Genomic DNA, 26,222 nt, shown 5'->3' with positions numbered 1-26,222 from the left:
GACTATCCCCTTTCCTTATTACGAAGTTGCCTTTGCTGTTCAAAAATGTACTTTACTATCTCGCTTCTCTCATTATCAGCAATTCGCTTAAATTCTATTCTAGTATCGTATATATCACTAACATTAGGACTTTCAAGGGACATTACTATCTTTCCTGCCACATTAAACTGCTTTAGTTTCCCTGAAATAAATAGTTGAAAGTTAAGCAAAATAAAACTTCCAGTATTTAATTGTTCTTGAGTAAACACTCTTACTCCACCGCCACTTATATCTACTATTATAGCCTTAACAGGGTTTGCTTGCAAGTTATTAGGTAATTTTGAATGTCTTAAAAAATACTGGGTTTCCTCTTCATTAAAGAGGCTATATTGCACCTCAATTGTGCATTCAAGTCTATAATATTCACGTCGTTGAAATTTTTCTGGATTTGATAATAATTTTAGATTAACTGTATAGATATTTCTTTCTTTTGCTCTTCTTGTAATGCTAACTGCTGCCTTATAGATGCCTTTACTAGTATAAAAGAAAGCATCATATTCAGAGTTGACTTCAAGTGGGATTATTCTGCCCTCAAAAATAGGCATAGCACACACAAGCTCATCCTCATCCTCCTCAGAGTAATCAAGGACCTGACTTATGTAACTTCTCTTTGATTGTTGTGACAAACTAAACCTATCCATTCTTTTTTGTAATTCGATTTTTGTTCCAAGTACAATATTATCAAGCATACACTCACCTCCAGTTTTCCTCTTAAAAGCTAAGGCAAATAAAACTTATAACATCTTAGCAAATACATTTTTTAAATATCCTCTTATGCCCCTTTTAGCTACAGGGATTTCATCTTTTGAGTCAATTATCTTTTTAGTTATATTTTCAAAAGCCTTAGTCGCTGGGGAATTAGGATAAATAATAGACACCGGATTTTGCTTCATAACTGCCTTAGTTACGTTATTATCCTGTGGTATTAAACCTAAATATTCCACATCAATATCTAAGAACTTAGAAACTACTAAATTAAGCTTTTCATATAAAAGCTCCCCTTCTTTTTCTGATTCCACGCGGTTTGCAATCATCTTAATCTTACAATTGTCATTATTAAACTGTGGATGCATACTTAGGGATTTAAGTAGGGCATAGGAATCAGTAATAGAGGTTGGTTCAGGGGTTGTAACAATAATGGTCTCTGGGCTTGCCACTAAAAACTCCATAACAGAATCTGCAATACCAGCCCCTGTATCAATAATTATTACATCGCATAGACTTTCAAGCTCGCTCATTTTATTTACTAGGCGCTTAATCTGCTCACTGTCAAGATTTACGAGCTTAGCAATACCAGAGCCACCAGATATAAAACCTATATCAAGAGGCCCTTTTGTTATAATTTCCTTTATATCCTTGCCTTTATATAAAATGTCACTAAGGTTATACCTTGGTATAACCCCAAACATTACCTCGATATTAGCAAGGCCAAAATCGGCATCTAGAATAATAACCTTCTTTCCCATATTTACTAGCTGGATGGCAAGATTAATAGAGACATTGCTCTTACCTACACCACCCTTACCGCTAGTTACGGCTATTACTCTAGCATTTGCCTGATAGTTTTGATTTTGAAATTTTATTATATTGCGTAAAGTCTGGGCTTGATCCATTATGTGTTACCTCCCAATAGCTGTTTAGCAATAAATTGCTCATTAATAAGCTCAATATCATTAGGAACATTTTGTCCTGATGTTGTGTAAGATAAAGGGGCATTTGTAAGCATTTTCACATTAATAATGTTACCTAGAGAACAAGTTTCATCTAGCTTTGTAAAAATGATTTTCCAACCCTTTATGTCATCATATTTCTTAGCAATATTAACTAAGTCCTTATACTTAGTTGTTACGCTAAGAGTTAAGTAAATATCTAGGTCATAGTCTTCCTTATAATCTGTTGCCACCTCAAGTAAGCGCTTTAACTCTTCCATCTGTTCTTCAGACTTATGAGATCTACCTGCAGTATCCACTAAGACTAAGTCGTAGTTTTTAAAGCTTTCAAGGCTTTCCCTTAATTCCTCTGGTCCATAAACTACATCCACAGGGCAGTCAATAATTGAAGCATAGGTATTTAGCTGCTCTACCGCTGCAATTCTATAGGTATCTGAAGTAATAAAGGCTACCTTTGCATAGTTTTCAAGCTTAAACTTAGATGCAATCTTAGCAATAGTTGTAGTTTTTCCAACTCCTGTAGGTCCAATAAAGAAGGCAAGCTTTGGCTTTGAATTAAGTTTAACCGGACTAGCCTCACCAAGCTTAAGTATGATTTTTTGATAAACTGCAGAAAGAATGCTATCAATGTCAGATTCCTTTTGCATAGATAAGGCAATCTCTCCTAGAATTTCATCTACATACTTTTCATCCACTTCGCTATCTACTAGCTTTTTATGGATTAGCTTTAAAAATGTATCATTAGAGGAGTTTTCCTTAGAACTTGTTTTTGTTTGTTCTGCCTCTAATGTCTTAGTTTCTGTCTTCGCTTCTGTCTTCGCTTCTAGCTTAGCTTCTGTTTTAGCTTCTAGCTTAGTATTCTTTTTTTCTTCCTCATCCTCATAAATAATATCAGGATTTCTATAGATTTCGCTTTTTCTATTCTTAGAATCAAAGCGATTGTCTTGTCTTAGTTTCTGGTTATTAGCACTAGATTCCTTCATAAGTTTTTGAAGAGCATCTAGTCTTTCCTCGATTCTTTTTGGATCATTTAAATCAATGTCCTCATCAGCTCTTAAATCAAGAGAAGCTGTGTCATTAGATTTTTTAGGATCAACTGTATTAGATGCATTTTCATCAGGCTTATCCTCTTTAAAATCTATAGTCTTCATTTCTGGTTTTCTTGTGTTTACATTTTTTATAAATTCCTTCTCTTCAAGAGCCGCAGTAATCTCCACCTGGTCCTTTTTGAAAATTCTAAAAAGTCCTCTAGCCTTTAAAAACTTAATATTTAGGACCACAGCATTGGCCCCAAGCTCCTCCTTAGCTTTTTTCATTGCCTCATTTTCTGTTGGCGCTTGAAATTTCTTAACTATCATTTACGCTGTCACCATCCCCACTGATTGTAATTCTACGTTGGATTCCACTTCATTATAGGAAATCACTATTATGTCCTTATAGTAGTCAACTGCAAGCTTTTTAAAATATAATCTCACAATTGGTGAAGTGATAACTATTGGATTTTTTCCCATATCCTCTAATTTCTTTAACTCACTTCCTGTAGAAGCCATAATCTTTTTAGTTCTCTCAGGATCAAGAGAAAGATATGACCCCTGCTCGGTATTTTTAACAGAGCCCATGATTTCCTGCTCAATATTTGGATCAAGAGTAACTACACTTGTAGTTTCATTTGATGGGAAATACTTACCGGAAATTGCTCTCTTTAAACTTTGTCTTACATATTCCGTTAATATATCTGTATCTCTTGTTACAGATGCATGATCTGCTAGAGTTTCAAAAATAGTAACTAAATCCCTAATAGAGATACCCTCTGATAAAAGATTTTGTAAAACCTTTTGGATTTCGCCAATACCAAGTAGCTTTGGCACTAATTCATCTATTAATGCCTGATTATTGTCCTTAATGTTATTAATAAGATTAGATACATCCTGTCTTGTAAGAAGCTCAGATATATGCTGTCTTATAATTTCTGTAAGATGAGTAGCTATAATTGAAGGTGGGTCTACTACAGTGTAACCAAGGGATTCTGCTCTTTCTCTCTGACTTTCAGTAATCCAAATAGCTGGTAGATGGAAGGATGGTTCAAAGGTTGGTATACCAGTGATTTCCTCTTCTACATAACCTGGATTCATAGCCATATAATGGTCAAATAAAATCTCACCATCTGAAACCTGAATACCCTTAATCTTAATTACATACTGATTAGGATTTAGCTGAATATTATCCCTAAGTCTAATAATTGGAACAACGGCACCTAGTTCTAGGGCCACCTGTCGTCTAATCATTACAACTCTATCAAGTAAATCTCCACCTTGATTTACATCAGCAAGGGGAATAATTCCATAACCAAATTCCAATTCAATAGGATCTACATTTAGTAAATTCACCACATTTTCTGGTTTTCGAATTTCTTGGGCTTCTGCCTCACTTTCCTCTACTTCCTCTTCTATTGCCTCTACTCCAGTTCTCTTCTTTAATCTTCTGCCAACTACAATTAATGCTATTCCCAAAGGAATATAGATATAATTTGGTAGAGGTGTAAAAAGGCCCATAACCACAAGGGCTGCACCAACCATCATTAATACCTTATCAATTGAAAATAATTGACCGACGATTTCATCACCAAGCTCGCCATCAGAACTTGCTTTAGTTACCAAAATACCAGTTGCCAAAGAAATAAGAAGGGATGGAATCTGTGAACTTAAACCATCACCAATTGTAAGGATTGTGTACTTATTAAGGGCTTCATTAATTGATAGACCGCCGTATAACATACCCATTACAATACCACCAACTAAGTTGATACCTGTAATAATAAGACCTGCGGTTGCATCACCCTTTACATACTTAGTAGCACCATCCATAGAACCAAAGAAAGCATTCTCTTGCTGTAATTTCTTTCTCTTCTCTGCTGCCTCTTTATCTGTAATAGCACCTGTATTAAGGTCCGAATCAATAGCCATCTGCTTACCAGCCATAGCATCAAGAGTGAATCTTGCTGTTACTTCTGCTACTCTTTCAGAACCCTTATTAATAACTATGAACTGAATGATAATGATAATTATGAAAATGATAATACCAATTACTAAGTTACCGCCACCAACGAATTGACCGAAAGTAAGAACGACCTTACCTGCATCACCATCTCTTAAAATTAGCTTAGTTGATGATACATTCAAGCCAATTCTAAAGATTGTTGTGAAAAGCAAAATTGTTGGATAAGAGGCCATATCAAGTACTTCCTTAGCAAAAAGAGCATTAAAAAGTACAATCAAGGCAACACTTAAATTAAAGGCTAGTAAAAAATCTAGCAACCATGAAGGGATGGAAATAATAAAGAACATAACTGCAGAAAGTAGGTAAATTCCTACAAACAAATCTGTCTTTTTTAGACTGATTTTCATATTCCTATTCCCCCTTTCATGAATAACACCTTAGCAAAATGGTAATTTTATTACATAAAATATTATTCATTCATTAAAATTATACCATAGTGCTAGTTAAGTTTCTATTCTTTGTTTTCATTACTGCTGCAAGAATTTCAGCAACTGCCACATATAATTCAGGAGGTATTTCCTCACCGATTTCAATATTGTGATAAAGAATTCTTGCAAGTGGTTTATTTTCCACAATCTCAATATTATATTCCCTAGCCTTATCCTTAATCTGGAAAGCTAGATAATCAGCACCCTTTGCAATAACAACTGGGGCTTTGCCTGATTCAGGATCATATTTAAGGGCAACTGCAAAGTGAGTTGGGTTTGTAATTACAACGTCTGCTTCCGGTAGGGCCTGCATCATTCTTCGTCTAGAAATCTCATTCATTCTTCGTCTAATCATACCCTTAACCTGTGGATCACCTTCAGAGTCCTTAAACTCATCCTTAATCTCTTGCTTTGTCATCATGTTGTCGTTTTTAAATTTATGTCTTTGATAAATTAAATCCACAACGCCAATTATTAGAAAAACTAGGCTAACCCTAATTCCTAAATCAATAATTATCTGACCGGTTCTTACAATAGCCGTATAAAGAGACACATCGTAAAAGGAATATATGACATAAACCTGCTTTTTAACCGTTGACCATACAACAATCGCTAAAATTGTCATCATGGCAATGGCCTTAATAAGTTCAAATACCTGCTTAAAGGAAAACATTCTCTTAAAGCCATTTAGTGGGCTTATTTTACTAGCCTTAGGCTTTAATGGTTTAGCCGTTACCATCCAGCTTTGCTGCAAGGCATTTCCTAAAATTGCTATAACTACACCAACAATTAAAACCGGTGCAATAATGGTAATAATCATCATGCCAACATTTTTTAAAATATCCACAGCCATCTCTGATTCAAGTCCAAAGCCACTAGTACTGGCCACTGTTTCAAAGTAGGAATAAATTTCATTGAAAGCCTCTAAAAAGCCATTTCCAATGCCTGCCACATAAATTTTTAAAAGAATGAAAATGGAGAGCAGGGACACTGCAGTAATTATTTCCTTACTTTTTGCTACCTGACCTTCTTTTCTTACATCCTTTAACTTTTTATTAGTTGCAGGCTCTGTCTTTTCACCACCAGGTCCATCTTGTGCAAAGAACTGAAGGTTTAATTTTATAGCTAGTTTGTATTCATTTATATTAAGAGATACATTTTCCATAAAAAATCCCCCTAATACATGCTCTTTACAAGTTTGGCAAGGATGGTCTTTATCTCAGTTTGAAGAAAGTTTGCAATGGAAGGTAGCATAGAGATGGTAACTAGAATTACAAAGATACCTACAAAAATCTTAAGCTGCATACCTACAACAAACATGTTCATCTGAGGCGACACCTTTGCAAGAATTGCCAAAACGCAATTTAGTAAAAGAGTTGCTGCAAATACTGGCAGGGCAATTCTAAAGCCAATGATAAAATAGTCAGACATAAAGTCTAGAACTATATCAAAGATGCTTGCCTTAAATATAGCTCCCCCTAGAGGAATTACCTTAAAGGTCTCTACTATTGCCCCAATTAGGTATCTGTGAAGGCCTGAAATTACTAGAATAAGCATAACTAGATAATAATAAAAATTTCCCATAATACCGGTTTGCATTCTAGTAGTCGGGTCGTATAGCTGGGCCATAGATAGACCTATATCCATATCTATAATTTTGCCTGCAAAGTAGATAATTTGCACACTCATAAGGCTTAGGGCACCTAGTATTAGCCCCACTAAAACTTCTCTTAATACAAGTATTGAATAGCCAAGCATGCTGTTATACTCAATGGATAAACTAGGGTTTGCAGCATAAACTATCATACTAATAAAAAAGGCTAGGCCGATTTTAATTCTGCCTGGTATTCCCTTAGTATTAAAAAAAGGCGCAACATACAAAAATGATGCGAGCCTTATTAAAATCAATATAAAAATTAAAAACTGGTCAATAATAATTGAGTATTCTATCATATTTTAATCCTCTAGACTCTTAATCATCGAATATATGTAGCAAAGTTTCCCCATAGGTTGTTCATAAATTCCACGATTGTTGAAAGAATCCAGTTTCCAAGAATCATAAGAGCCAACATTATTGCTAATAATTTTGGCACGAAAGTAAGAGTCTGTTCCTGAATAGATGTTAATGTTTGGAACAAACTGATAACTAGACCCACTATCATAGATACTAATAATAGTGGAACAGAAGTTTTAACAATTACCCAAATTGTCTGTCTTGCAACTGTTATTACGTCTCCTACTTGCATCCTAAATCCCCCAACAAATCTCAAATCCTCTAGTAATACATTTAAAAATTCAAATCCAAATCTCTTTAGCTAGCTATACTAACTACGATGTCTATCTAAAAGGTCTTTAAAAGGTTTCCAATTATTAAATTCCAGCCATCTGCCATTACAAAGAGCAAAATCTTAAATGGAGCGCTAATAGTGGTTGGTGGTAACATCATCATACCCATTGACATAAGGGTTGAAGAAACTACCATATCAATAACAATAAATGGAAGATAAATTAAGAAACCTATAATGAATGCAATTCTTAGTTCGCTAATAATAAAAGCTGGAACTAATACTCGCATTTCAATATCATCTTCAGATTCTATTGAGCCTTCTTCTACACCTGCTGCGCTAAAAAATGTGTCTAGATCCTTTGTAGATACCTGGCTTAACATAAACTTTCTAATAGGCTTTACTCCTATATCATAGGCCTCTTCTAAGGATATCTCATTATTAGAGAGGGGCTCTATGGCATTGGTATAAACCTCATTAAAAGTAGGTTGCATAACAAAAAAGGTCAAAAATAAGGACAAACCTATAATTACTTGATTAGGCGGAACAGTCTGTGTTCCAATGGCCGCTCTTGTAAAGTGAAGCACTATTACAATACGGGTAAAAGAAGTTAGCATTATAAGTATTGACGGAGCTAATGCAATAACTGTCAACACTAAGAGCATCTGTAAAACGCTTGCCATATCAGAGCCATCCCCAGCCGAGATATTAACATCAATCAAATTATTAGCGCTAGCTGTTGTCTCCTCTTCTGCTAATACATTTACACTAGCAAAAAGACTAACAAAAATAACTAGACTAGTAATTAGCCAAATTTTACAAATTGCCTTCTTATGCCTCTTCATCCACTGCAACATAAATCATCCCTACCCCATCAATCTTCTGGCTTGTCCTTCTTAAACTTATCTATTATAGTCTTAAAACTTTCGGCGCTCGACTTAGAGATAGATGAATCTGTGTTAAATTGTAAATCTCCCTCATCCACTTCACATAAATAGCTTATGCTGTCCTTGCATATAGCAATCGCAAAGCACTTCTTTCCTATCCTCACAATTTGAATATACTTGGTATTAGATACCTTTTGTGTCTCAAGAATTTGTATGTTTCCACGCCCAAGCTTTTCTTTTTGAATATTTCCTACAATTCTTATTGAAAAATAAGTAATTCCTATGACTATTATAAAAATAACTAGTAATGTAACAAACTCAGCGATTTCGTCTAAGCTGTTAGTTAAAATCAAGTTAGTTGTCATTTATCCTACTACTTTCTGCACTGCCTCAATAACTCTATCAGCCTGGAATGGCTTTACGATAAAGTCCTTAGCGCCTGACTGAATTGATTCAATAACCATGGCCTGCTGTCCCATCGCAGAACACATAATTACAGATGCGTTAGGATCTGAAGCCTTAATCTTTTTTAAAGCCTCAATTCCATCCATCTCTGGCATAGTGATATCCATAAGAACAAGATCTGGCTTTAATTCAGCGTACTTTTCAACTGCTTTCGCGCCATTTTCAGCCTCACCAGCAATATTATAACCATTCTTAGTTAGAATATCTTTAATCATCATTCTCATAAATGCCGCGTCATCACAAATTAAAATATTCTTTGCCATACAATATCTCCTATCTGAATTAAATTTTCACAAAATCATTTAACTGTATTATACACCATTTATCATAAATTTACTATTGTTTTTTACAAAAAAGTTGTTATTTAATAATTTCTGTAATTCTAACACCGAAGCTTTCTTCGATTACAACTACTTCGCCCTTGGCTACATACTTGCCATTAACTAGGATATCTACTGGCTCACCGGCGATTTTATTAAGTTCAATAATTGTACCTGGTGCAAAATCTAGAATATCTTTAATTGATTTTGAGGTTCTACCAAGTTCTACTGTTACCTCAAGAGGTACATCCATAATAAGACCAATATTTTCTTGGGCAGTTAACTGTCCTAGGTCTTGTGAGAATGGCTGGAAGGAAGCTGGTGCCACATTAACATCAGGCTGTGCATAGCCATACATTGGCATTCCCTGCATTGGCATTCCTTGCATTGGCATTCCCTGCATTGGCATTCCTTGCATTGGCATTCCTTGCATTGGCATTCCCTGCATTCCCATTCCCTGCATTCCCATTCCTGCATTCATAGCATTTGGATCTGGGGCTGCCTGTGGTGGTGGTGCAGCGGCTGCTGGTGCCGGTGTTGGTTCTGGCGCCGGTGCTGGTGCTGGTGCTTCCTCTTCCTTTGGCATAAACATTTCTAATAATTCTTCTGCAAATTCCTTAGGATATAGCTGCATGATTTCACTATCGATTAAATCACCGATTTGCATTTTAAAGGCAACCATAACAAAAGGCTTTGATAAGAATTTTGGTAAATTTTCATCCACATCATTGTAGGTTTCAACAAGGTTTGAAACTGGTGGACTAATATCGATTTTCCTATTAAACATTGATGAAAGAGATGTAGCTGCCGAACCCATCATCTGATTCATAGCTTCGCCAATGGCACTTAAATGAAGCTCTGATAAAGGTTCGTCATCATTTGCAACACCTGCTCCACCCATCATAAGGTCAGTAATAATCTTTACATCGTTTTCCTTTAAAACTAAAACATTATTACCGTCTAGACCTTCCTTATAGGAAATCTGCATCATAACACAAGGTCTGTCGTATCTGTGGGATAAATCATCCCAAGTACATACATCTACCTTTGGTGTTGTAATATTAACTGTTTGATTAAGAAGAGAACTTAGAGTTGTAGCCGCAGTCCCCATGCTTATATTAGAAATCTCTCCTACAGCATCTTTTTCTGAATCAGCTAAGCTAAATGTATCTTCTCCTGATAACTCAGCGGCAGCACTCTCAGATGGCTCTTCTACCCCTCCGCCATCGTCTGAATCTGTGGACATACCACTTAGGAGAGCATTGATTTCATCTTGTGATAGCATTCCATCCATAGCTTTATGTATCCTCCTCTCTTATAACTTCTGTAACCCTCACTGCATATTTATCTTCAAAATAACCTGGCAAGGCTTTAAACTTCTTAATATTACCTACGTAAATATCAAGCTCTTGTTCTACCTTTTTGTTGACTCTAATAATATCCCCATATTGTAGGCCAACAAAATCTGCCACGCTAATATTTGATTTTCCTAAAACTGCCTTAATTGGGATCTCTGACCTTGAAATCATGCTTTCAATTTCACGTTCAAAGGTCTCGCCACCCTTTTCTTGCATGTTAGCAAACCAATATTTTGTATTTAACTTATCCATAACAGGTTCTAGTGTTGTAAATGGAAGACACACATTCATAAGGCCTTCCACATCACCAATCTTTAGATTCATAGTTACAATGGCTATGGTCTCTGTTGGTGATATAATCTGAGCAAACTGGGAATTAGTCTCGATTCTTTCTAGTCTTGGCTGTACTTTTACCACATTTTCCCAAGGTTCTTCCATTAGATTAACACAGATAGATAAAATTCTTTCAATAATAGTAAGCTCGATTTCTGAAAATTCTCTTTCCTTTTCAAGGGCATTTCCCTGTCCGCCAAGTAGTCTATCTACTATGGCAAAACCAAGGTTTGAAGCCATTTCCATAATTACAGAGCCGTTTAGGGGATTCATTCCCACAACTCCTAGTAACACAGGATTTGAAAGGGCGTTTGAAAACTCGGAATAAATAACGACTTCTGAGTTTACTACATCTACTGTAACTGATTTACGAAGATATGCTGGTAAATTAGTTGCAAGCAAACGTCCAAAATTTTCAAAAATAATCTCTAGTGTTCTTAAATGCTCCTTAGCAAACTTAGACGGTCTGGCAAAGTCGTAATTCTTGACTTGCTTTTCGTCGGAGTTTTTCATCTCATCTACATCAAGTTCACCACTACTAAGTGCTTTTAAGAGGTTATCAATTTCATTTTGTGAAAGAACTTCACTCATTTACTCCCACCTCTCTTTTCAAATCCTCTCCTTCGCTATTCTACGCATCCCACTACTAGGGTGGGAACCTTCGCCATTAGAATTGCTTCGCAATCGGCTCAGGCTAGATGACAACAGCTAAAGCTGTTGCCACAACTATTGAACAACTGGTGTTACAAGTACTGAATAGATACAGTTAGTCTGGAATAGGTCTTGTAATGCCTCTAAACAGTCATTCTGGAAATCCTTTGTGTTTGTAGCAATTGTCTGATATGTATAATTTTCTGTAGCTATTGTTGAGATTGTGTTAACAATATAAGTCATGTTGTTTTTAATTGTTGTAATCTTTTCTGAATAGTCTTTGTGGGACTTATTCACACCAATAGTTACAGTTAATACCGCATAGTGAGTCTGAGTGCCAACATAAGTTACTGTAATTGTTGTCTCTTCACCATTTGTTACACTGATATACTCAATATTAGATAAATCTGTTGAGGATGATGAAGAACTTGAATCTGTTGTTCCCCCTGCAACATCTAAATCGATTATTTCGGCAATATGGGTTATAAGGCTATTAGTCTTTGTATTGGTTTGTACTAATGTAAATGTTAATACTGCCGTTAAGACTAAATTAATTAATACCAATGCCAAAATAATTACATTTAACAAACTTTTCTTCAAATTTTCCACCTCGCTTTAGATTTTATGAATTAATATTGTTATAAATTTTAATCTCTACTCGTCTGTTTAGTGCTCTTCCCTCTGCTGTTTCATTTGTGGCAATAGGTACATTTTCACCACGACCAGAACTTGTCATGGTCTCTTCAGAAAATCCGTATTCATCAACAAAGAAACGGTAAACACTATAAGCTCTATAAAGGGAGAGCATCATATTATCTTCAATTTGAGCTGAATGCATTGGCACATTATCTGTGTGACCTTCAATAGAAATAATATTTCCATCATATTCTTTTATTGCCACTGAAACTGCCTTTAAAAGTGTTTTAGCATCTTCTCTTATGGTATAGCTTCCTGAATCAAATAAAACTCCGCCACTAAGATTTAATACCACATACTTACTTGTAGCTGTTACCTCTACCTGATCTGCAACATTTGAGGCTGCAAGGCTTTCAGTAATTTCCTCTGCCATTTGCTCAGATTCTGCCTGACCTTCTTCTTGAACCTCCTCATAGGCATCCTGCACTTCAGTATCTGTCTCACCTTCTGCATTAAGACCCATGCTATTATAGTAGGTGCTAAGTTCATTTAACTGGCTAGCGCCACTATTTACTAAGACACCTTCTGAAGAAAGGGCCGAACCACCTGATGGCAAAATACTAAAGGAAGCTGCAAGGCTGGCTGCTACCTCTTCAAATTTTCCAGCATCTGTACTAGACATTGAGAAAAGCAATACGAAGAAACAAAGCAGCAAATTCATCAGATCTGAGAAAGTGGCCATCCAGGCTGGAGATCCAGCAGGAGCTTCATCTTCTTGCTTCTTTGCCATTAAGCCGCACCTCCTTCTGATGAAATAGCTTCTCTAGCCTTAGGTGCTAAGAATGACTTAAGTTTCTCTTCAATAACTCTAGGGTTCTCACCTGCCTGAATTGAAAGTAAGCCTTCAATTACGATTTCCTTTAACTGGAATTCAATGGCAGCTCTCTGCTTTAACTTATTAGAAACTGGTGTACAAATCCAGTTAGCAAGAAGAGAACCATAAAGTGTAGTAAGTAAGGCAACGGCCATGTTAGGACCGATTGTAGATGCATCTGATAAGTTCTTTAACATGTTTACAAGACCTACCAGTGTACCAATCATACCCCAGGCAGGACCTAGGGCTGCCCAAGCATCAAAAAAGCCCGCCTTATTTTTATGTCTAGCTTCCATATTCATAAGTTCTGTTTCAAGGATACCTCTTACAAGTTCTGGTTCAGTACCATCAACTATAAGCAAGATACCCTTTTGCATAAACTGATCTTCTAAGCTTCGTGCTATCTCTTCTAGGGCAAGTAAGCCTTCCTTACGTGCGACATTTGATAGCTCTATAATTTTTGAAATGGTTGCTCCATGGTCAAGTTTAGGATCCTTCATAGCAACACCTATACCAGCGAAACCACCAGTAAAATCGGCCATTGTATATGAGGCCATAAGGGATGTTAAGGAACCAAAAATTGTAATAATAAGGGATGGTACATCAATAAAGTTTCCTAAGGCAGCCACACCACCTGAAGAAATAATACCGAATAATACCATGACCAAACCAAGGACAATACCCGCTAATGTAGCTATATCCATTTAAAGACCCACCCTTCTTTAAAAGTTTAATTAGTTATCATTTACCTTTGCGAATTGAGAAAATATCCTAGACTTGTAGCTATAGACCTTATCTATAACCTCATCAATCGTCTCTTTTACGAGATATTTATGCCCATTAGTTAAAGTAATGACTGTGTCTGGAGTCTCTTCTATGGATTCGATTAGCTCAGCATTAAGCACGAACTTTTTATCATTAAATCTAGTAACGTCAATCATATCTTTCCCCCAAGACTCTTATGTAATTTGTCACGATGTTCACTAATAATATTAAAACACTTTTAGCTAAATAAAGCAATAATATATATTTATTTTAACCACTATTTTTCTTTATTCTAACATATTTTTTTGAAAATGTGTCATTTTTCACTAATATTTTTCTATTATTTTAGTTTTTCAATACTTTTACACTAATTGTATAGTACTAATTACCTAGCTAAATCAGACAAATTTTCCTTATAAATACATTTTCATAAAGATTAGTTTGTACCCCGACTGAGTTAAAATGCTTTATTAGCACAGAGAAAAAAAGAGGCGCTAAAATGAAATTAGCGCCTCTTGTGTTAAATGCTAAAATTTATCTCTTTAAGTTGATTAATTCCTCAAGCATTGTATCTGATACTGTAATGATTCTTGAATTAGCCTGGAAACCTCTCTGAGTTGTAATCATTGTTGTAAACTCTGATGATAAGTCTACATTTGACATCTCTAATACGCCAGATGTGATCTTGCCATCCCCTGCTGTAACGTCTTCACCAATTCCATCAAAGAGACCTGAGTTAAGAGTTGCAGCCCAAAGGTTTTCACCTGCTTTTTCAAGACCTTCTGGGTTAGCAAAGCTTGCTACAGCAATCTGACCAATTGTTACTGTATCACCATTACTATAACTTGCTACGATACAACCTGATGTATCAATACCTACTGATGTCATTGTACCTGTTGCCTTACCTGCACCAGTTGTTGAACCATCTTCTGTAATACCCATTGAAGACTTAACTGATGTCTTATCTGAGTACATTGTAAGACCTGAGGCATCAAGATTTATCTGATATGTATCTTCAGCACCTACAGTATCTAATAAAACTTCTGTAGAACCGCTGCCGTTATTATTAAGAGTTAAAACGATTTCGCTGTTTGATTCAAGTGAGGCACCAGTTACGGCATTAAAGCTAATCTGACCTGAAACATCAAAGGAAAGATTTGTAATTGAACCATTCTGTGAAATTGAAACTGGTGTAATACTATAAGTCTTTACTGTATCTGAACCTGAATCTACATAATCAAGTGTTACTGTAGCCTGATATGAGTTACCAACACTATCATAGAAGTTCATTGTTGTTGTAATTGAATCTGTAGAAGAAGCATTGATATTTCCTGTAAGGGTAAGGGCTGTTGTTCTTGCTGGCGCTGTATATGTAAATTCTGAACTTGTAACATAAAGCTTTGATACAATATCTTTTACAATATTACCATCATCATCTGTCTGCCAACCCATTACATTAGCACCATCTGATGTAACTAAGGCACCGCTTTCATCTACCTTAAAGTTACCAGCTCTTGTAAAGTATGTATTTCCTGCACTACTTACAACAAAGAAAGAACTTCCAGAAATCTGTAAATCGTAAGGATTATCTGTACGCTCTGAAGCACCTTCTGTTGAAACTGCAGTAGCAATACTTCCTACAGATGAACCTAAACCGATCTGCTTTGGGTTTGTACCACCCTTTGTATCATTAGGTCCTGAAGCAGTTTGTGTTGTCTGATAAAAAACCTCTGAAAATGTCATTGACTGTGACTTATAAGCCACTGTATTTACATTGGCAATATTATTACCAACTACATCCATTCTTGTCTGATGCGCCTTTAAACCTGACACAGCAGAGAATAATGATCTCATCATAATATTTGTCCTCCTAATTTAGTTTGATAGTGTTTCCACTAATGCAATTAGGTTAATCACGATGACACCATATTAATAGAAAATGTTGCTCATCCCTTCAAGCAGTCTGGGATGTTAACCTCCAAAAGGTCCGGCTAAATTACAACAGCTCCATCAATATTGGTATATACGTTTTCCTCATTAGATTGACTATCCATCGCTGTTACAACTGTTTTGTTAGTTGTATTAACTATAAATGCAAGGTTATCAACTAATACTAAAGATTCCTTTATTCCTTTAGAAATTGCTTTTTGTGTTCCTTCTTCTAGCCTGTTTAATTGTTCATCACTTAAATTTATGTCTCTTTCTTCAAGTCTCTGATTTGCGTGTTTTGAAAATTTTACCTGGCCAATACTACTATTTGAAATAACGGAATCAATAGAAGCTTTTGAATTAAATATCTCTTTAAAACTTGGACCGCTATACTCATTTGTCTTACTAGTTTGCTTAGTAGACTTAAGTACGGCATCGGTCATAGCTTCAATTGAGTTAATATTTCCATTTACAATATTATTCATATCGGTCACCTCTTCTTTAGATTACTGTGCTGACCAAACGTCGAAATATTCATCGTCCATTACTGTGTCTAAATCGTTAATGTCATATAATTTATCTCCAATGCCTAGATATAAAACGTCGCTTATCTCTTCCCAATAATCAACCTTGCCACCAACAAAACCGTCATTATTTGTACTAGTTTTCATAATTACGTATTTACCAACTAAGTTAGAAGCTGTTTGCTTAATCTGATTGTCATTCATTTCTGTTGTTGCTTCTACCTGTGTAAATGTAGCAAGCTGAGCCATGTATTTTGAATTATCTGTTGGCTCTAATGGGTCTTGGTTTTGCATTTCAGCTACCATTAACTGTAAAAATCCGTCTACATCAATTGTTGTCTTACTTTCTGTAGAACCCATAGAACTAAGACTTGAACTCATTGTTGTAGCGGTTTGTGAAACGCTGCCATCGGCATTAACCTGCGACCAAACTCCTACTTCTGATGCCATAAAAAACTCCTTTCTTTTATGCTAAATAAGAAACGGAAGCATCGCCGTTTTCAATTAAATCCCTTGCTCTTATTTCATCGGCAGTTAGCTCTTCAAAATCAAGGTCATTTAGCGAACTTAAATCAAGATTCATTCTTTTTTTCTTATCCTGTCCTAAATTGTCCTTGCTTGTATCCCCTTCAAAACTAGTATTTCCCTCAAAAGAGTGGCTCTCAATAGTTACTGAAACTGCCTCAACCTTAATTCCCTGATTATTAAAGTTTTCCTTTAAGGTCTGCATCTGATTTTCTAGGGCTTTCTTAACCGCCTCATTAGTAGCTGTAAGTTCTGCTGTTATAATTCCTTCCTTAGCTGTAACTGTTACATGTACTGAGCCAAGATTTTCAGGATTTAACATTACCTCAATCTGATTTAGATTCTGACTGCTAGTTAGTTTGATTTGATCAATTACCTGTCTTGCTACGTCTACCTGATTGATTGTGGTATTTTCAATGGATTCTAATGCGTTGGCAAAATTTTTATAAACATCGGAAGTTACTGTCTGATTATTAACTGTTGCTGTATTTAGGTCTTCCTTTTTGTTATTAAAAATGTCTTGCCCCTTTTCATTAGAACTTGCATTTTCATTTGCCTGGGCCGGATTTTTTTCTAGATTAATAATTGTTTTTTCTTCAATTACCGATTCTAGTGAATCCTCCTTTGGTTCTTCTAATGAAGCTTCATTAAAAGCTTGCTTAGGACTTATAAGCTGGCTTTGTGCATTTAGCTTACTAGTATCTACTAACTCTTTATTGTCTTCTTTAAGGAATATGCCCTCAAAGATATTTTTCTCTCCCTCAAAATTTTTTCTAAGCTCTTCAACTGGAATATCAAAACTTTCTGCTAAGTCTTCTATTTTGTCCTTTACAAATGCTAATATGTCTTCAAGCTTAGATGAAAAATCTCCGTCTACAATTAAAGCAATTTCACCCTCGCCATTTAGTTCTAACATAAGTTCTTGAATCTTTGATAAATCAAATAGGTCAAATACATTCATGTTAAGACTTGCCATGGTTTCAATAATTTCATCGCTGTCAATATCAAGTAAGTCTGCGATTTCACTAATAATTTCCTTGGCTTCTTCATTAATAAGATCTGTAGGAATTGATGTGCTTTCATCTACTTCTTCTAACTTGTTTACGCTTGATTCTAGTTCATTATTAGAAGTTTTAATCTCATTATCAAAATCAGCCTTATTAGTATTATTATCATTAGTTTTAACTTGCTTTGTCTGTGTACTTGCAAAGCTTTCATTAGTTTCTTTTGATGTGCTATTACTTGTCTTTAGTGTATTTTTTAAAACTTGTCCAAAAGGATTAGTCTCAGGGCCCGATAATTTTTTTGATGTGCTGTTTGGACCCATGTTAAAGTTTAGCTTTAAGCTAGTTTCTAAATTGGCTAGTTGCATCTACTACCTCCTTTCAAGAAATATATCGGAAGTGAATAGCGGCTAATTTAGTACAAGTTTTCTAATTACAGGCACAAAAATAACCCTTCCTAATTAGTAACATTTTCCTAAAAAAACTTTCCTAATTAGAAAGGGTTGTAAGCTTATCCTTTTGAAAATATATCTCCGACTTTATTTGTCAAGACTCGCTCGTAAGTCTAGCGCCGGATTCGGGTCTGCTACTTAGCTTATAGCTATGGATACATAACCTTTGTTAGCTTAGCAGCAAAGACAGTATCCATCTCTGCCATAATAGCAGCTCTAACCTCTGTATCTAAATTAAGTAAAATATCTGCCACAAGGTCTGTATCTCCTGTCATTTCTTCTAAAATTGCTGCAGCATTGGCAGCTTCCATACTACCAAAGGTACTAGCCCACTCTTTTACTGCCTCAGAATAAGCTAAATCCTTTATAACCTGCTCATAGATTTTGGCCGCATTATCTGCATCAATAGACTCATACCAGCTCTTATAGTTTTCAATATCAGGGGCGTTATCTGTATAAACTACCTCTGTATCAAACTTATCCTTTAGCTGCTGATAGTATTCTGCATTCTCTTCAAAGACCTTAAGTCTTGCTACCTCTGCTTCAAGCTCTGAGATTTTTTCTGTCTGGCCATTATTTTCATACTCCTCAATTTGAGCCTCTAACTCATTAATTCTATCAAGAGCTTCTGCTAGGGTTTTATAGCTGCTGCCAGTTTCTTTTGCTGTCTCCTCATCAGAACCCTCTGGCAAAATCATATTTATTCCCGGCACATTTTTTAAATAAGGGCGCAACATACTACCAATCCCCCCTACATTCATCTTAATCAGTAGGGCAAAGATTGCAAGCCAAATAGCGATGACAATTAAAGCAATAAAGATACTGCCAAGTTTAGCTAATATCCCGCCTTCTTTTTCTTTTTCTTCATCTTCGTTTTGTAACTCGTCTTCAATTTCGTCCTTAGACTTTTTCTTAGCCATATAGACCTCCCCTTTTGTCTAGTAAACTAGCTACTCTTTAAAATTGCTTACACTGCGTTCAAATACTACGATTATTGTAATTAAAACTAATAACTTCGTCAATCTCTTTCATTTCTTCCTTACTTAATTCCTGCTTAAATTCTTCAAAGGCTCTTTCCTTTAACTTATCCTGAATCTTTCTTTCCATAACCGCATCTGCAAGTCGTTTTTGTGCAACCTCCAAATTCTTTTTTGCAACCTTAACTTGCACCGTTTCTGCCTTTATTAGCTCCTTTGTAACTCTTATACAGTCTCCGAAATGTCGTAAATTTACAATGCTAATTTTATTTTTTGAGGCCTCCTTTTGATCATTTACATATCCTCTGTAACGATTAATTAAGGCCTTCATTTTTTCCTCTTCTTCAAGAACTTTATTTTGTGCCTGTACAAACTCCATCTGTCTTTGACTCTCGATTTGTTCCTTAAGTTTTAATACATTTTCCATCCTATAAACAAACTTTGCCATAGACTACTCACTCCCTACTTTCGCTTTACACCAGATAGGTTAAGTTCCCCTTTTTCAAAGCTTTCATAATCTGAGAAAATGTCAGCTAAAAGGGCAAGTTCTTCATCAAAACTAAACTTCTCATCTGTTTGCTGGCATAAAAAGGCGTTAACCTTGTCGATTTTATAAACGGCATAGTCAATATTTTTATTAGAACCAGACCTGTAGGCTCCAATATTAATTAAGTCCTCTGCTTCATTATAGGTTGCCATAACAGTCTTTAGTCGTCCTGCCATTTTTTTATGTTCAGGGCTTGCAATCTGGCTCATACATCTTGATATACTTTGTAAAACATCAATTGCTGGATAGTGATTTTGATGGCCAAGTTTTCTAGATAACATAATATGACCATCAAGAATAGATCTTGCAGTATCAGTGATGGGTTCATTAAAATCATCACCATCAACTAAGACTGTATAAAGACCTGTAATAGAACCTTTATCTGACATTCCAGCCCTTTCAAGTAGCTTTGGCATTTCAGAATAAACTGAAGGTGGATAACCTCTTGTAACTGGCGGCTCACCAGAGGCCAAACCTATTTCACGTTGTGCCATGGAAAAACGAGTTAATGAATCCATCATTAAAAGCACGTCCTTTCCCTGGTCTCTAAAATATTCTGCTATTGCTGTGGCAGTTTTTGCTGCCTTATTTCTAATAAGGGCAGGCTTATCTGAGGTAGCAACTACAAGCACGCTACGTTTCATACCCTCAGGACCTAAATCCCTTTCAATAAACTCTCTTACTTCTCTTCCTCGCTCGCCAATTAAGGCAATTACATTAATATCCGCCTTAGTATTTCTTGCAAACATACCAAGAAGGGTGGATTTTCCAACACCTGAACCTGCAAATATACCGATTCTTTGTCCCTTACCAACGGTTAGAAGTCCATCTACTGCCTTAACTCCAAGAGGAAGCACTTCATTAATAATTACCCTATCCATAGGATCTGGTGGTGTGGCCTCAACAGAATACTCTGTGCTAGTTTCAAGCTCAAAGCCATCTGTGGGATTTCCAAGACCATCTAGGGTGTGACCTAGAATTTCATCTCCTACCTTAACTGAAAGGGGATGTTCTGTATTTTCCACAACGGAACCAGGACCTATGCCATCTACTACATCAAAGGGCATAAGTAAAACCCTAGAATCTCTAAAACCTACTACCTCTGCATATAAAACCACAGATTTGTCCGCAGAGACAATGCGGCATAGATCATTTAACTTAGCATCTGGGCCAATAGATTCAATTGTAAGTCCTACGATTTTGGTAACCTTACCAAGCTTGTCATAAAAAGACTTATCTGTTAGAGCATAGTATTTATTTCTGTCTACTAATGACACCAATGCCACTCCCCCTCTTATTCTTATTTACTAATGAAAATGTATCTACTAATGTAAATTTCTAAATGCAGCTAAGTAGCTTTAAATCCTTAATTAGATTATCTAGCTCAATATCAAGGCCGCAATTAAATACTCCCGTATCCGTTTCAATGATACACTCGTTTCGCTTCATGGTTGGATCCTCTAATATGTCAATATTAACTTCCTTTGACATGGCCACATAAAGCTTTCCCTGATTATTAATCAGGAATTTATAGTCATCTGGTGAAACCTTAATAATAAAATTATGACTGCTATCTGCATTTCTCATAACCCCATTAATTAAATGCATAATAATCTCTTGATTATCCTCTGCCACAGTTAAGGTCACCTTTTTAAATACATCTGTTAAAATGTCCACAAGCTCCGGCTCAATATTGGCCTTCTTTTCTTCATACTCTCTTTCAAGCTCTTCTTTTCTTTGCTCATATTCATTATCAAGTTCTTGTCGCATTTCTTCAATTTTAGCTTCCGCTTTAATACAACCATCGTTGTATCCTGACTGGGCTGCATCATTTTTAATAGCCTCTGTTTCTTCATTAGCCTCATTAACAATGCCCTCAGCCATTTGTCTTGCTTCCTCTAAAATTCTTTCTGCCTCCTCATTGGCAGCAGCAAGTATTTCCTCTGACTGTTTATTAATTTGGGCTAGACTCTCTGTAGTAATATTAGGAGTAGGCCTAGACGCAGATCTTGCCTGTCTTTCCTTTGGCTTAGATTTGCCTCTTAGCTTTCTTGCCTCCTCAATTAGCTCCTCCTTTTTTTCTAAAAGAGCCTGCTTTCTTTTTTCTCTTGTTTGTAAAATGGCGTCTCGCTCCTCTGGTGATACATCATCGTCAAAGCCCATATTCTCAAGATTATAAAGCCTTTGTAATTCCTCATCTACATCTGCTGTAAGCTCTGAATAATCTTCCTCATACTCTTCACCATCTTCAAGTAAGGAATCTATGTCCTCATCATTTTCATAGTCATCATAGTCTATGTAATCTGCATCAAGGCCATTAACAAAACCATCCTCATCTCTTCTTGCGTAGCTTTCACTAAGAGCCTCGATCTTTTTTTGTATTATTTCATTGTAATCAATGACTCTTTCGTCCTTGTTAACAATACTTCCACGTTTAAGAAGATTAGACAATGATTTCGTCACCTCCACCTCTAGCAATAACAATTTCTGCTGAATCTTCGAGCTTTCTAATAATATTAACAATCTTCTGCTGAGCCTCTTCAACATCCTTCATACGAACAGGACCCATGAATTCCATATCTTCCTTGATCATAGAAGCAAGACGGCTTGAAAGGTTGTTAAGCACAACATTTTGAACTTCCTCTGTGGCACCCTTGAGGGCAAGAGAAAGGTCGGAATTTTCAACATCACGAAGAACTCTCTGAATAGATCTATCATCAAGTGAAAGAATATCTTCGAATACGAACATCTTCTTTCTGATTTCATCAGCAAGCTCTGGCTCTTCTACTTCTAAAGTCTCCATGATATGCTTTTCTGTTCCTCTATCAACAGTATTTAAAATTTCAACAATGGCATCTACACCACCAACGATTGTGTAATCCTGATTTACAAGGCTTGATAGCTTACGCTCTAATACTTTTTCAACCTGCTTAATTACATCAGGACTTGTTCTATCCATTAAGGCAATACGTTTTGCAACATCTGCCTGCTTTTCTGGTGCTAGAGAACCTACAACCATTGAAGCTTGGCTTGCTGGTAGGTAGGATAAAATAAGGGCAATAGTCTGTGGATGCTCATCCTGAATGAAGTTAAGTAACTGTGATGAATCTGTCTTTCTAATGAATTCGAAGGGACGAACCTGAAGACTGGCAGTTAACTTACCAATAACATCCTTAGCCTTATCTTCACCAAGGGCTTTCTCAAGAAGCTCCTTAGCATAAGAAATACCACCTTCAGCAATATACTGCTGAGCCAAACAAACTTCATAGAACTCTGAAAGAATTGCCTCTTTAGTCTGTGGTGAAACACTACTTGTGTTGGCAATCTCAAGAGTAAGCTGTTCGATTTCTTCTTCCTTTAAATGTTTAAATATTTTAGCTGATTTTTCTGGTCCAAGTGCAATTAATAGTGTGGCGGCTTTTTCAACGCCATCCATCTCATTTTCACCATTAGGTCCTTTTGGCATATACTCTTCCTCCCTTACTAATTCCAGTCTTCATTTAACCAGTTACGCAATAGTAGCGCCACGGCCTCTGGATTTTCATCAACGAATTTCTCAATAGCAATTCGGGTTTCTGATTTTTCTTGTACATCAATATCATCAACTGTTTGTTGAGCAGTTGCTTCCTTAGTAGTAGCTAACATATCTTCCACAGATAACTCAGGCTCTGTCTCCTCAACTGTAAGAGGTCTTGTACTTCTAAGAACTACTAAGATAAGAATTGCTAAGATAGCCACAGCAAGCACAATCTGAATCCAGAAGCTAGCTGTCTTTAAAATATTAGTTGTTGGCTTATCTTCAAAATATGGTACCTGATAGGCAACTACTGAAATGTTATCAGTGTTTGTAATACCAGTACCCTTAGCAATAATCTGAATCCAGTCATCATCTACCTCTAACTTTACAGATTCAGCATTATCTATCTTATATTGGTCCCAAGTTGTACCAGACAAGAGTCCAGCATCCTGCACCTCCTCTTCCTTATAAACAACCTTTTGTATGAGGGTTACTGCAATTGTAGATGAATCATAAACAATATCTCCAGGAGAACTATTAGTAGTCTTTACGATTTCATTTGGCAAATATGAATACTGCTTTACTGTATAAGTAGAAGTAGAGTCTGTGCCATCTGTAACATCATAAGTTGTCTCATCATTACTTGTAGTTCCTGGAGTTCCACTAGCAGCTGTAGTACCAGTAGATTCAAGTTCATAACTTTCTGAATATAGACCTTCTTCTCTACCATCTTGTGCTGTATAAGTAGTTGAGATTTCATTGATAGTATCCCAGTCTAAATCTAAATTAATAGCAACATTTACCTCATCATATAAACCACTGCTTGTAATGGCCTTTTGAAGAGATAAAACTACTGTATTTTCTATTGTTGATTTGTATTTAAGCTTTTTATTTAATGTAACTGTGGATGTGGAGTCAGAATTAATACCACTAAACAATACATTTCCATTATCATCTGTAATAGTAATGTTATCTGTTGTGGAATTACCTACTGAAGCTGCAAGGAAAAGGGCAATTGCTTCTGCCTGCGACTCATCAAAGCTTCCTGTTGTTGTAAGCTTTGCAGCTACTGTAGTCTCAGCTGAATTTGCATAAAAGCTTGAGGTGTCCTCTGGTATTGTTACATTTACCTCTGCTGACTTAATACCGTTATAACCCTCAAGGTCATTAGATAATTTACTTCGCAAATAATTAGCGTATTTCTTTATTCTATCGGAGTCTGTAGTTGTTAGATCGTTAGACATTGCCTCTTCAAAGGTATAACCATCAGCTGTAAAATTACCAGAGGCAATTGCTACCTTAGCCTTAGTTAAATCCTTATCTTCAACATAAACTATAAGATTATCAATTTTGTATTTGATTTGATTTTCATCCAGTAATGTCTGTACCTCTCCTAAAGTCTCATAATCACTACAAGTCTTTAAGACTTCGTATTTAGGTCTAGACAGCACAAAGGCCAGTACTATTACTGCTACAATAAAGACAGTAATACCACTGACAATAATTATTTTTTGAACTTTCGAAAAACTTCTCCAAATGTCTAGAAGCTTAGCCGGTATTTCCCTAATTCTCTCTAACATAATTCTCACACCCCAAATCCTTCAAAAATGGTTTTGTTAAATCTGCATATTCATTATTGTGTTGTAGGCTTCTAGTGCCTTATCTCTTATGGCAACAGTGTATTGCAATGCAATATTTGCCTGTTGCTGATATACCCCTAATTCATGTGTGTTCGTTAAGTTTCCAAGGGCAAAGTCAACTTCTGCCTGCTGAGCTTGTTCAATATAGTCGTTAGTACTTTCAAGTAAGCTTGTAACAGAAGAATAGACTGCACTAAAAGCATCCCCTGAATTAGTTTCACTAGTGTTTGCTAGTGCCCCTTGATTCATGGCATTTGTTACCTTATAGACATAGTCTGAATTTAAATTGTTTACAGCCTGTGTAACATCCATAAGCCACCTCCAAATTTAAGTATCTTACTTCTCTTTATAAACCTTACTAATTTCTCTTTATAATTTCTCTTTATGATTTCTTTTATTAATAAATTTCTATTCCCTATTCTCCAATGGTTAAGCCCTTTTGAGCCATAGTCTTTGCTGCATTAAAGGCTGAAATATTTGCCTCATAAGATCTTGAAGCATCAATTAAGTCTGTCATTTCCTGTACTACATTTACATTAGGATATGTTACATAACCGTTCTCATCTGCATCTGGGTGAGATGGGTCATATACAATATTCATATCTGTATTTGTATCTTCATAAACGCTTGTTACCTTAACACCATTTCCTACAATTCCTCCATTTGCCATACGAAGTGCATCTGCAAATGTAGAATAGCTCTGATAAACACTTGCTTTCTTTCCAAGTGCTGTACCTGTTAAGGTCTTTTCTGTAAATACAACGTTTTTCTTTACGTATGCTGTTCCATCAGAAGTTCTAGTTGTATCCGCATTAGCAATATTTTCTGCAATAACATCAGTTCTTAGCTGCTGTGCTGTCATTCCAGAAGCGCTAATGTTAAAGGATGTAAAAAGTGCCATATAATCCTCCTTTAGCTAGACTATTCCTACTACTTAATCACATAACCAAACCTATTAAACTCATTTTTAATGCTGTCAATCAATGCCGAATAGTTTAACTGTTCTGAGGCTAGTTCTACATTTTCAGTGGACAAATCCACATTGTTTCCATCTGTTCTATATGAAAGTGTAGAATTATCTGTATAAGTTCTAATTGCAATATCATTGTAATTAACATTGTTTACTCTCTGACTAAGAGAGGTGGCATCGCTACCTGCTCTTTGAAGGGCATTTTCTAAAAATGTAGTAAATTCTATGTCTTGCCTTTTATAGTTTGGAGTATCAACATTAGCAATATTATTACTTAGTACTTCTTCCCTCGCCCAACTTGCATTAGCAGCAGTTGTTAATAGGTTTACATAACCAAATGCTCCTGTCGCCATAGATTCTCCTTTCAAA

The 26,222-nt window shown here is 36.0% G+C and carries 29 protein-coding genes; all 29 read right to left on the bottom strand.

Going from position 1 to position 26,222, the window contains the following annotated elements; genetic code table 11:
• Positions 1-2: 2 nt before the first annotated feature.
• The 29 genes from BLQ66_RS10340 to flgB all read right to left on the bottom strand — a co-directional run bounded on the left by BLQ66_RS10340 (position 3) and on the right by flgB (position 26,206).
• Positions 3-728: a flagellar brake protein gene (locus BLQ66_RS10340; protein ID WP_074522092.1), complete on the bottom strand. Its 726-nt coding sequence runs from the start codon at positions 726-728 to the stop codon at positions 3-5.
• A 45-nt stretch (positions 729-773) separates the two neighbouring features.
• Positions 774-1,652, bottom strand: coding sequence for a MinD/ParA family protein (locus BLQ66_RS10335; RefSeq protein ID WP_074522091.1), 879 nt, complete (start codon positions 1,650-1,652; stop codon positions 774-776).
• Positions 1,652-3,067, bottom strand: coding sequence for a flagellar biosynthesis GTPase FlhF (gene flhF, locus BLQ66_RS10330; RefSeq protein WP_074522090.1), 1,416 nt, complete (start codon positions 3,065-3,067; stop codon positions 1,652-1,654). The genes BLQ66_RS10335 and flhF overlap by 1 nt, the downstream gene beginning before the upstream one ends.
• Positions 3,068-5,113, bottom strand: a complete 2,046-nt coding sequence (gene flhA, locus BLQ66_RS10325; RefSeq protein ID WP_074522089.1) for a flagellar biosynthesis protein FlhA — start codon at positions 5,111-5,113, stop codon at positions 3,068-3,070.
• A 79-nt stretch (positions 5,114-5,192) separates the two neighbouring features.
• Positions 5,193-6,359 carry a flagellar biosynthesis protein FlhB gene (gene flhB / locus BLQ66_RS10320; protein WP_074522088.1) on the bottom strand — a complete coding sequence of 389 codons (1,167 nt, stop codon included), beginning with the start codon at positions 6,357-6,359 and terminating at the stop codon, positions 5,193-5,195.
• A gap of 11 nt (positions 6,360-6,370) precedes the next feature.
• A complete protein-coding gene (gene fliR, locus BLQ66_RS10315) occupies positions 6,371-7,147 on the bottom strand; it encodes a flagellar biosynthetic protein FliR (protein ID WP_074522087.1) in 777 nt (258 codons plus the stop codon).
• Positions 7,148-7,170: 23 nt separating this feature from the next.
• Positions 7,171-7,440: a flagellar biosynthesis protein FliQ gene (gene fliQ / locus BLQ66_RS10310; protein ID WP_027431343.1), complete on the bottom strand. Its 270-nt coding sequence runs from the start codon at positions 7,438-7,440 to the stop codon at positions 7,171-7,173.
• A 95-nt stretch (positions 7,441-7,535) separates the two neighbouring features.
• Positions 7,536-8,336 carry a flagellar type III secretion system pore protein FliP gene (gene fliP, locus BLQ66_RS10305; RefSeq protein ID WP_051195415.1) on the bottom strand — a complete coding sequence of 267 codons (801 nt, stop codon included), beginning with the start codon at positions 8,334-8,336 and terminating at the stop codon, positions 7,536-7,538.
• Between the two features lie 17 nt (positions 8,337-8,353).
• A complete protein-coding gene (locus BLQ66_RS10300; RefSeq protein ID WP_074522086.1) occupies positions 8,354-8,731 on the bottom strand; it encodes a flagellar biosynthetic protein FliO in 378 nt (125 codons plus the stop codon).
• A complete protein-coding gene (locus BLQ66_RS10295) occupies positions 8,732-9,094 on the bottom strand; it encodes a response regulator (protein WP_027431346.1) in 363 nt (120 codons plus the stop codon).
• 97 nt (positions 9,095-9,191) lie between these two features.
• On the bottom strand, positions 9,192-10,445 hold the full coding sequence (gene fliY, locus BLQ66_RS10290; RefSeq protein ID WP_074522085.1) for a flagellar motor switch phosphatase FliY: 1,254 nt from the start codon (positions 10,443-10,445) through the stop codon (positions 9,192-9,194).
• A gap of 4 nt (positions 10,446-10,449) precedes the next feature.
• Positions 10,450-11,433 (bottom strand): flagellar motor switch protein FliM, encoded by a 984-nt coding sequence (fliM, locus tag BLQ66_RS10285; RefSeq protein WP_027431348.1) that lies wholly within the window; start codon positions 11,431-11,433, stop codon positions 10,450-10,452.
• A gap of 135 nt (positions 11,434-11,568) precedes the next feature.
• A complete protein-coding gene (locus tag BLQ66_RS10280) occupies positions 11,569-12,102 on the bottom strand; it encodes a hypothetical protein (protein WP_242869346.1) in 534 nt (177 codons plus the stop codon).
• A 13-nt stretch (positions 12,103-12,115) separates the two neighbouring features.
• Complete coding sequence (locus tag BLQ66_RS10275) at positions 12,116-12,919, bottom strand: OmpA/MotB family protein (protein WP_074522083.1); 804 nt, start codon at positions 12,917-12,919, stop codon at positions 12,116-12,118.
• Entirely contained in the window at positions 12,919-13,707 is a 789-nt protein-coding gene (locus BLQ66_RS10270) for a motility protein A (protein ID WP_074522082.1), read from the bottom strand. Before BLQ66_RS10270 ends, BLQ66_RS10275 begins: the two co-directional genes overlap by 1 nt.
• 30 nt (positions 13,708-13,737) lie before the next feature.
• Positions 13,738-13,944 carry a flagellar FlbD family protein gene (locus BLQ66_RS10265; protein ID WP_027431352.1) on the bottom strand — a complete coding sequence of 69 codons (207 nt, stop codon included), beginning with the start codon at positions 13,942-13,944 and terminating at the stop codon, positions 13,738-13,740.
• Positions 13,945-14,302: 358 nt separating this feature from the next.
• Positions 14,303-15,625 carry a flagellar hook protein FlgE gene (locus BLQ66_RS10260; RefSeq protein ID WP_074522081.1) on the bottom strand — a complete coding sequence of 441 codons (1,323 nt, stop codon included), beginning with the start codon at positions 15,623-15,625 and terminating at the stop codon, positions 14,303-14,305.
• Between the two features lie 134 nt (positions 15,626-15,759).
• The gene (locus BLQ66_RS10255) at positions 15,760-16,182 is read right to left on the bottom strand and encodes a TIGR02530 family flagellar biosynthesis protein (protein WP_074522080.1); all 423 of its coding nucleotides are present in this window, start codon (positions 16,180-16,182) and stop codon (positions 15,760-15,762) included.
• A gap of 21 nt (positions 16,183-16,203) precedes the next feature.
• Positions 16,204-16,671: a flagellar hook capping FlgD N-terminal domain-containing protein gene (locus BLQ66_RS10250; protein WP_074522079.1), complete on the bottom strand. Its 468-nt coding sequence runs from the start codon at positions 16,669-16,671 to the stop codon at positions 16,204-16,206.
• A gap of 16 nt (positions 16,672-16,687) precedes the next feature.
• Entirely contained in the window at positions 16,688-18,118 is a 1,431-nt protein-coding gene (locus BLQ66_RS10245) for a flagellar hook-length control protein FliK (RefSeq protein ID WP_074522078.1), read from the bottom strand.
• Positions 18,119-18,351: 233 nt separating this feature from the next.
• Positions 18,352-19,122, bottom strand: a complete 771-nt coding sequence (locus BLQ66_RS10240; RefSeq protein ID WP_074522077.1) for a MotE family protein — start codon at positions 19,120-19,122, stop codon at positions 18,352-18,354.
• A 58-nt stretch (positions 19,123-19,180) separates the two neighbouring features.
• Entirely contained in the window at positions 19,181-19,627 is a 447-nt protein-coding gene (gene fliJ, locus BLQ66_RS10235) for a flagellar export protein FliJ (protein WP_027431357.1), read from the bottom strand.
• A 14-nt stretch (positions 19,628-19,641) separates the two neighbouring features.
• Positions 19,642-21,006, bottom strand: coding sequence for a flagellar protein export ATPase FliI (fliI, locus tag BLQ66_RS10230; RefSeq protein WP_074522076.1), 1,365 nt, complete (start codon positions 21,004-21,006; stop codon positions 19,642-19,644).
• A 58-nt stretch (positions 21,007-21,064) separates the two neighbouring features.
• A complete protein-coding gene (locus BLQ66_RS11810; protein ID WP_180364718.1) occupies positions 21,065-22,189 on the bottom strand; it encodes a FliH/SctL family protein in 1,125 nt (374 codons plus the stop codon).
• Positions 22,170-23,192, bottom strand: a complete 1,023-nt coding sequence (fliG, locus tag BLQ66_RS10220) for a flagellar motor switch protein FliG (RefSeq protein ID WP_180364717.1) — start codon at positions 23,190-23,192, stop codon at positions 22,170-22,172. Before fliG ends, BLQ66_RS11810 begins: the two co-directional genes overlap by 20 nt.
• 17 nt (positions 23,193-23,209) lie before the next feature.
• Complete coding sequence (locus BLQ66_RS10215) at positions 23,210-24,823, bottom strand: flagellar M-ring protein FliF C-terminal domain-containing protein (protein ID WP_074522075.1); 1,614 nt, start codon at positions 24,821-24,823, stop codon at positions 23,210-23,212.
• Between the two features lie 36 nt (positions 24,824-24,859).
• Positions 24,860-25,195 carry a flagellar hook-basal body complex protein FliE gene (locus BLQ66_RS10210; RefSeq protein ID WP_074522074.1) on the bottom strand — a complete coding sequence of 112 codons (336 nt, stop codon included), beginning with the start codon at positions 25,193-25,195 and terminating at the stop codon, positions 24,860-24,862.
• Positions 25,196-25,298: 103 nt separating this feature from the next.
• On the bottom strand, positions 25,299-25,784 hold the full coding sequence (gene flgC, locus BLQ66_RS10205) for a flagellar basal body rod protein FlgC (RefSeq protein ID WP_074522073.1): 486 nt from the start codon (positions 25,782-25,784) through the stop codon (positions 25,299-25,301).
• A gap of 29 nt (positions 25,785-25,813) precedes the next feature.
• Positions 25,814-26,206, bottom strand: a complete 393-nt coding sequence (gene flgB, locus BLQ66_RS10200) for a flagellar basal body rod protein FlgB (protein ID WP_027431364.1) — start codon at positions 26,204-26,206, stop codon at positions 25,814-25,816.
• Between the last annotated feature and the right edge of the window lie 16 nt (positions 26,207-26,222).

The sequence above is a fragment of the Lachnospira pectinoschiza genome (assembly GCF_900103815.1).
In the GTDB taxonomy this organism is placed as follows: Bacteria; Bacillota; Clostridia; order Lachnospirales; family Lachnospiraceae; genus Lachnospira; species Lachnospira pectinoschiza_B.
The sequence above is the reverse complement of the archived record's forward strand: the minus strand, read 5'-3'. Positions and strand labels throughout refer to the sequence as shown.

What these genes read in the sequence shown, in the direction of transcription:
- BLQ66_RS10295 (WP_027431346.1), bottom strand. Translation starts at nt 9,094, where the DNA reads ATGGCAAAGAATATTTTAATTTGTGATGACGCGGCATTTATGAGAATG.
- BLQ66_RS10255 (WP_074522080.1), bottom strand. Translation starts at nt 16,182, where the DNA reads ATGAATAATATTGTAAATGGAAATATTAACTCAATTGAAGCTATGACC.
- flhF (WP_074522090.1), bottom strand. Translation starts at nt 3,067, where the DNA reads ATGATAGTTAAGAAATTTCAAGCGCCAACAGAAAATGAGGCAATGAAA.
- fliP (WP_051195415.1), bottom strand. Translation starts at nt 8,336, where the DNA reads ATGTTGCAGTGGATGAAGAGGCATAAGAAGGCAATTTGTAAAATTTGG.
- BLQ66_RS10265 (WP_027431352.1), bottom strand. Translation starts at nt 13,944, where the DNA reads ATGATTGACGTTACTAGATTTAATGATAAAAAGTTCGTGCTTAATGCT.
- BLQ66_RS10240 (WP_074522077.1), bottom strand. Translation starts at nt 19,122, where the DNA reads ATGGCTAAGAAAAAGTCTAAGGACGAAATTGAAGACGAGTTACAAAAC.
- BLQ66_RS10215 (WP_074522075.1), bottom strand. Translation starts at nt 24,823, where the DNA reads ATGTTAGAGAGAATTAGGGAAATACCGGCTAAGCTTCTAGACATTTGG.
- fliR (WP_074522087.1), bottom strand. Translation starts at nt 7,147, where the DNA reads ATGATAGAATACTCAATTATTATTGACCAGTTTTTAATTTTTATATTG.
- fliQ (WP_027431343.1), bottom strand. Translation starts at nt 7,440, where the DNA reads ATGCAAGTAGGAGACGTAATAACAGTTGCAAGACAGACAATTTGGGTA.
- BLQ66_RS10275 (WP_074522083.1), bottom strand. Translation starts at nt 12,919, where the DNA reads ATGGCAAAGAAGCAAGAAGATGAAGCTCCTGCTGGATCTCCAGCCTGG.
- fliM (WP_027431348.1), bottom strand. Translation starts at nt 11,433, where the DNA reads ATGAGTGAAGTTCTTTCACAAAATGAAATTGATAACCTCTTAAAAGCA.
- flgC (WP_074522073.1), bottom strand. Translation starts at nt 25,784, where the DNA reads ATGGCACTTTTTACATCCTTTAACATTAGCGCTTCTGGAATGACAGCA.
- BLQ66_RS10300 (WP_074522086.1), bottom strand. Translation starts at nt 8,731, where the DNA reads ATGACAACTAACTTGATTTTAACTAACAGCTTAGACGAAATCGCTGAG.
- BLQ66_RS10340 (WP_074522092.1), bottom strand. Translation starts at nt 728, where the DNA reads ATGCTTGATAATATTGTACTTGGAACAAAAATCGAATTACAAAAAAGA.
- flgB (WP_027431364.1), bottom strand. Translation starts at nt 26,206, where the DNA reads ATGGCGACAGGAGCATTTGGTTATGTAAACCTATTAACAACTGCTGCT.
- BLQ66_RS10270 (WP_074522082.1), bottom strand. Translation starts at nt 13,707, where the DNA reads ATGGATATAGCTACATTAGCGGGTATTGTCCTTGGTTTGGTCATGGTA.
- BLQ66_RS10260 (WP_074522081.1), bottom strand. Translation starts at nt 15,625, where the DNA reads ATGATGAGATCATTATTCTCTGCTGTGTCAGGTTTAAAGGCGCATCAG.
- flhA (WP_074522089.1), bottom strand. Translation starts at nt 5,113, where the DNA reads ATGAAAATCAGTCTAAAAAAGACAGATTTGTTTGTAGGAATTTACCTA.
- BLQ66_RS10250 (WP_074522079.1), bottom strand. Translation starts at nt 16,671, where the DNA reads ATGGCATCAGAAGTAGGAGTTTGGTCGCAGGTTAATGCCGATGGCAGC.
- BLQ66_RS10210 (WP_074522074.1), bottom strand. Translation starts at nt 25,195, where the DNA reads ATGGATGTTACACAGGCTGTAAACAATTTAAATTCAGACTATGTCTAT.
- flhB (WP_074522088.1), bottom strand. Translation starts at nt 6,359, where the DNA reads ATGGAAAATGTATCTCTTAATATAAATGAATACAAACTAGCTATAAAA.
- fliY (WP_074522085.1), bottom strand. Translation starts at nt 10,445, where the DNA reads ATGGATGGAATGCTATCACAAGATGAAATCAATGCTCTCCTAAGTGGT.
- BLQ66_RS10335 (WP_074522091.1), bottom strand. Translation starts at nt 1,652, where the DNA reads ATGGATCAAGCCCAGACTTTACGCAATATAATAAAATTTCAAAATCAA.
- BLQ66_RS10245 (WP_074522078.1), bottom strand. Translation starts at nt 18,118, where the DNA reads ATGCAACTAGCCAATTTAGAAACTAGCTTAAAGCTAAACTTTAACATG.
- fliJ (WP_027431357.1), bottom strand. Translation starts at nt 19,627, where the DNA reads ATGGCAAAGTTTGTTTATAGGATGGAAAATGTATTAAAACTTAAGGAA.
- fliG (WP_180364717.1), bottom strand. Translation starts at nt 23,192, where the DNA reads ATGCCAAAAGGACCTAATGGTGAAAATGAGATGGATGGCGTTGAAAAA.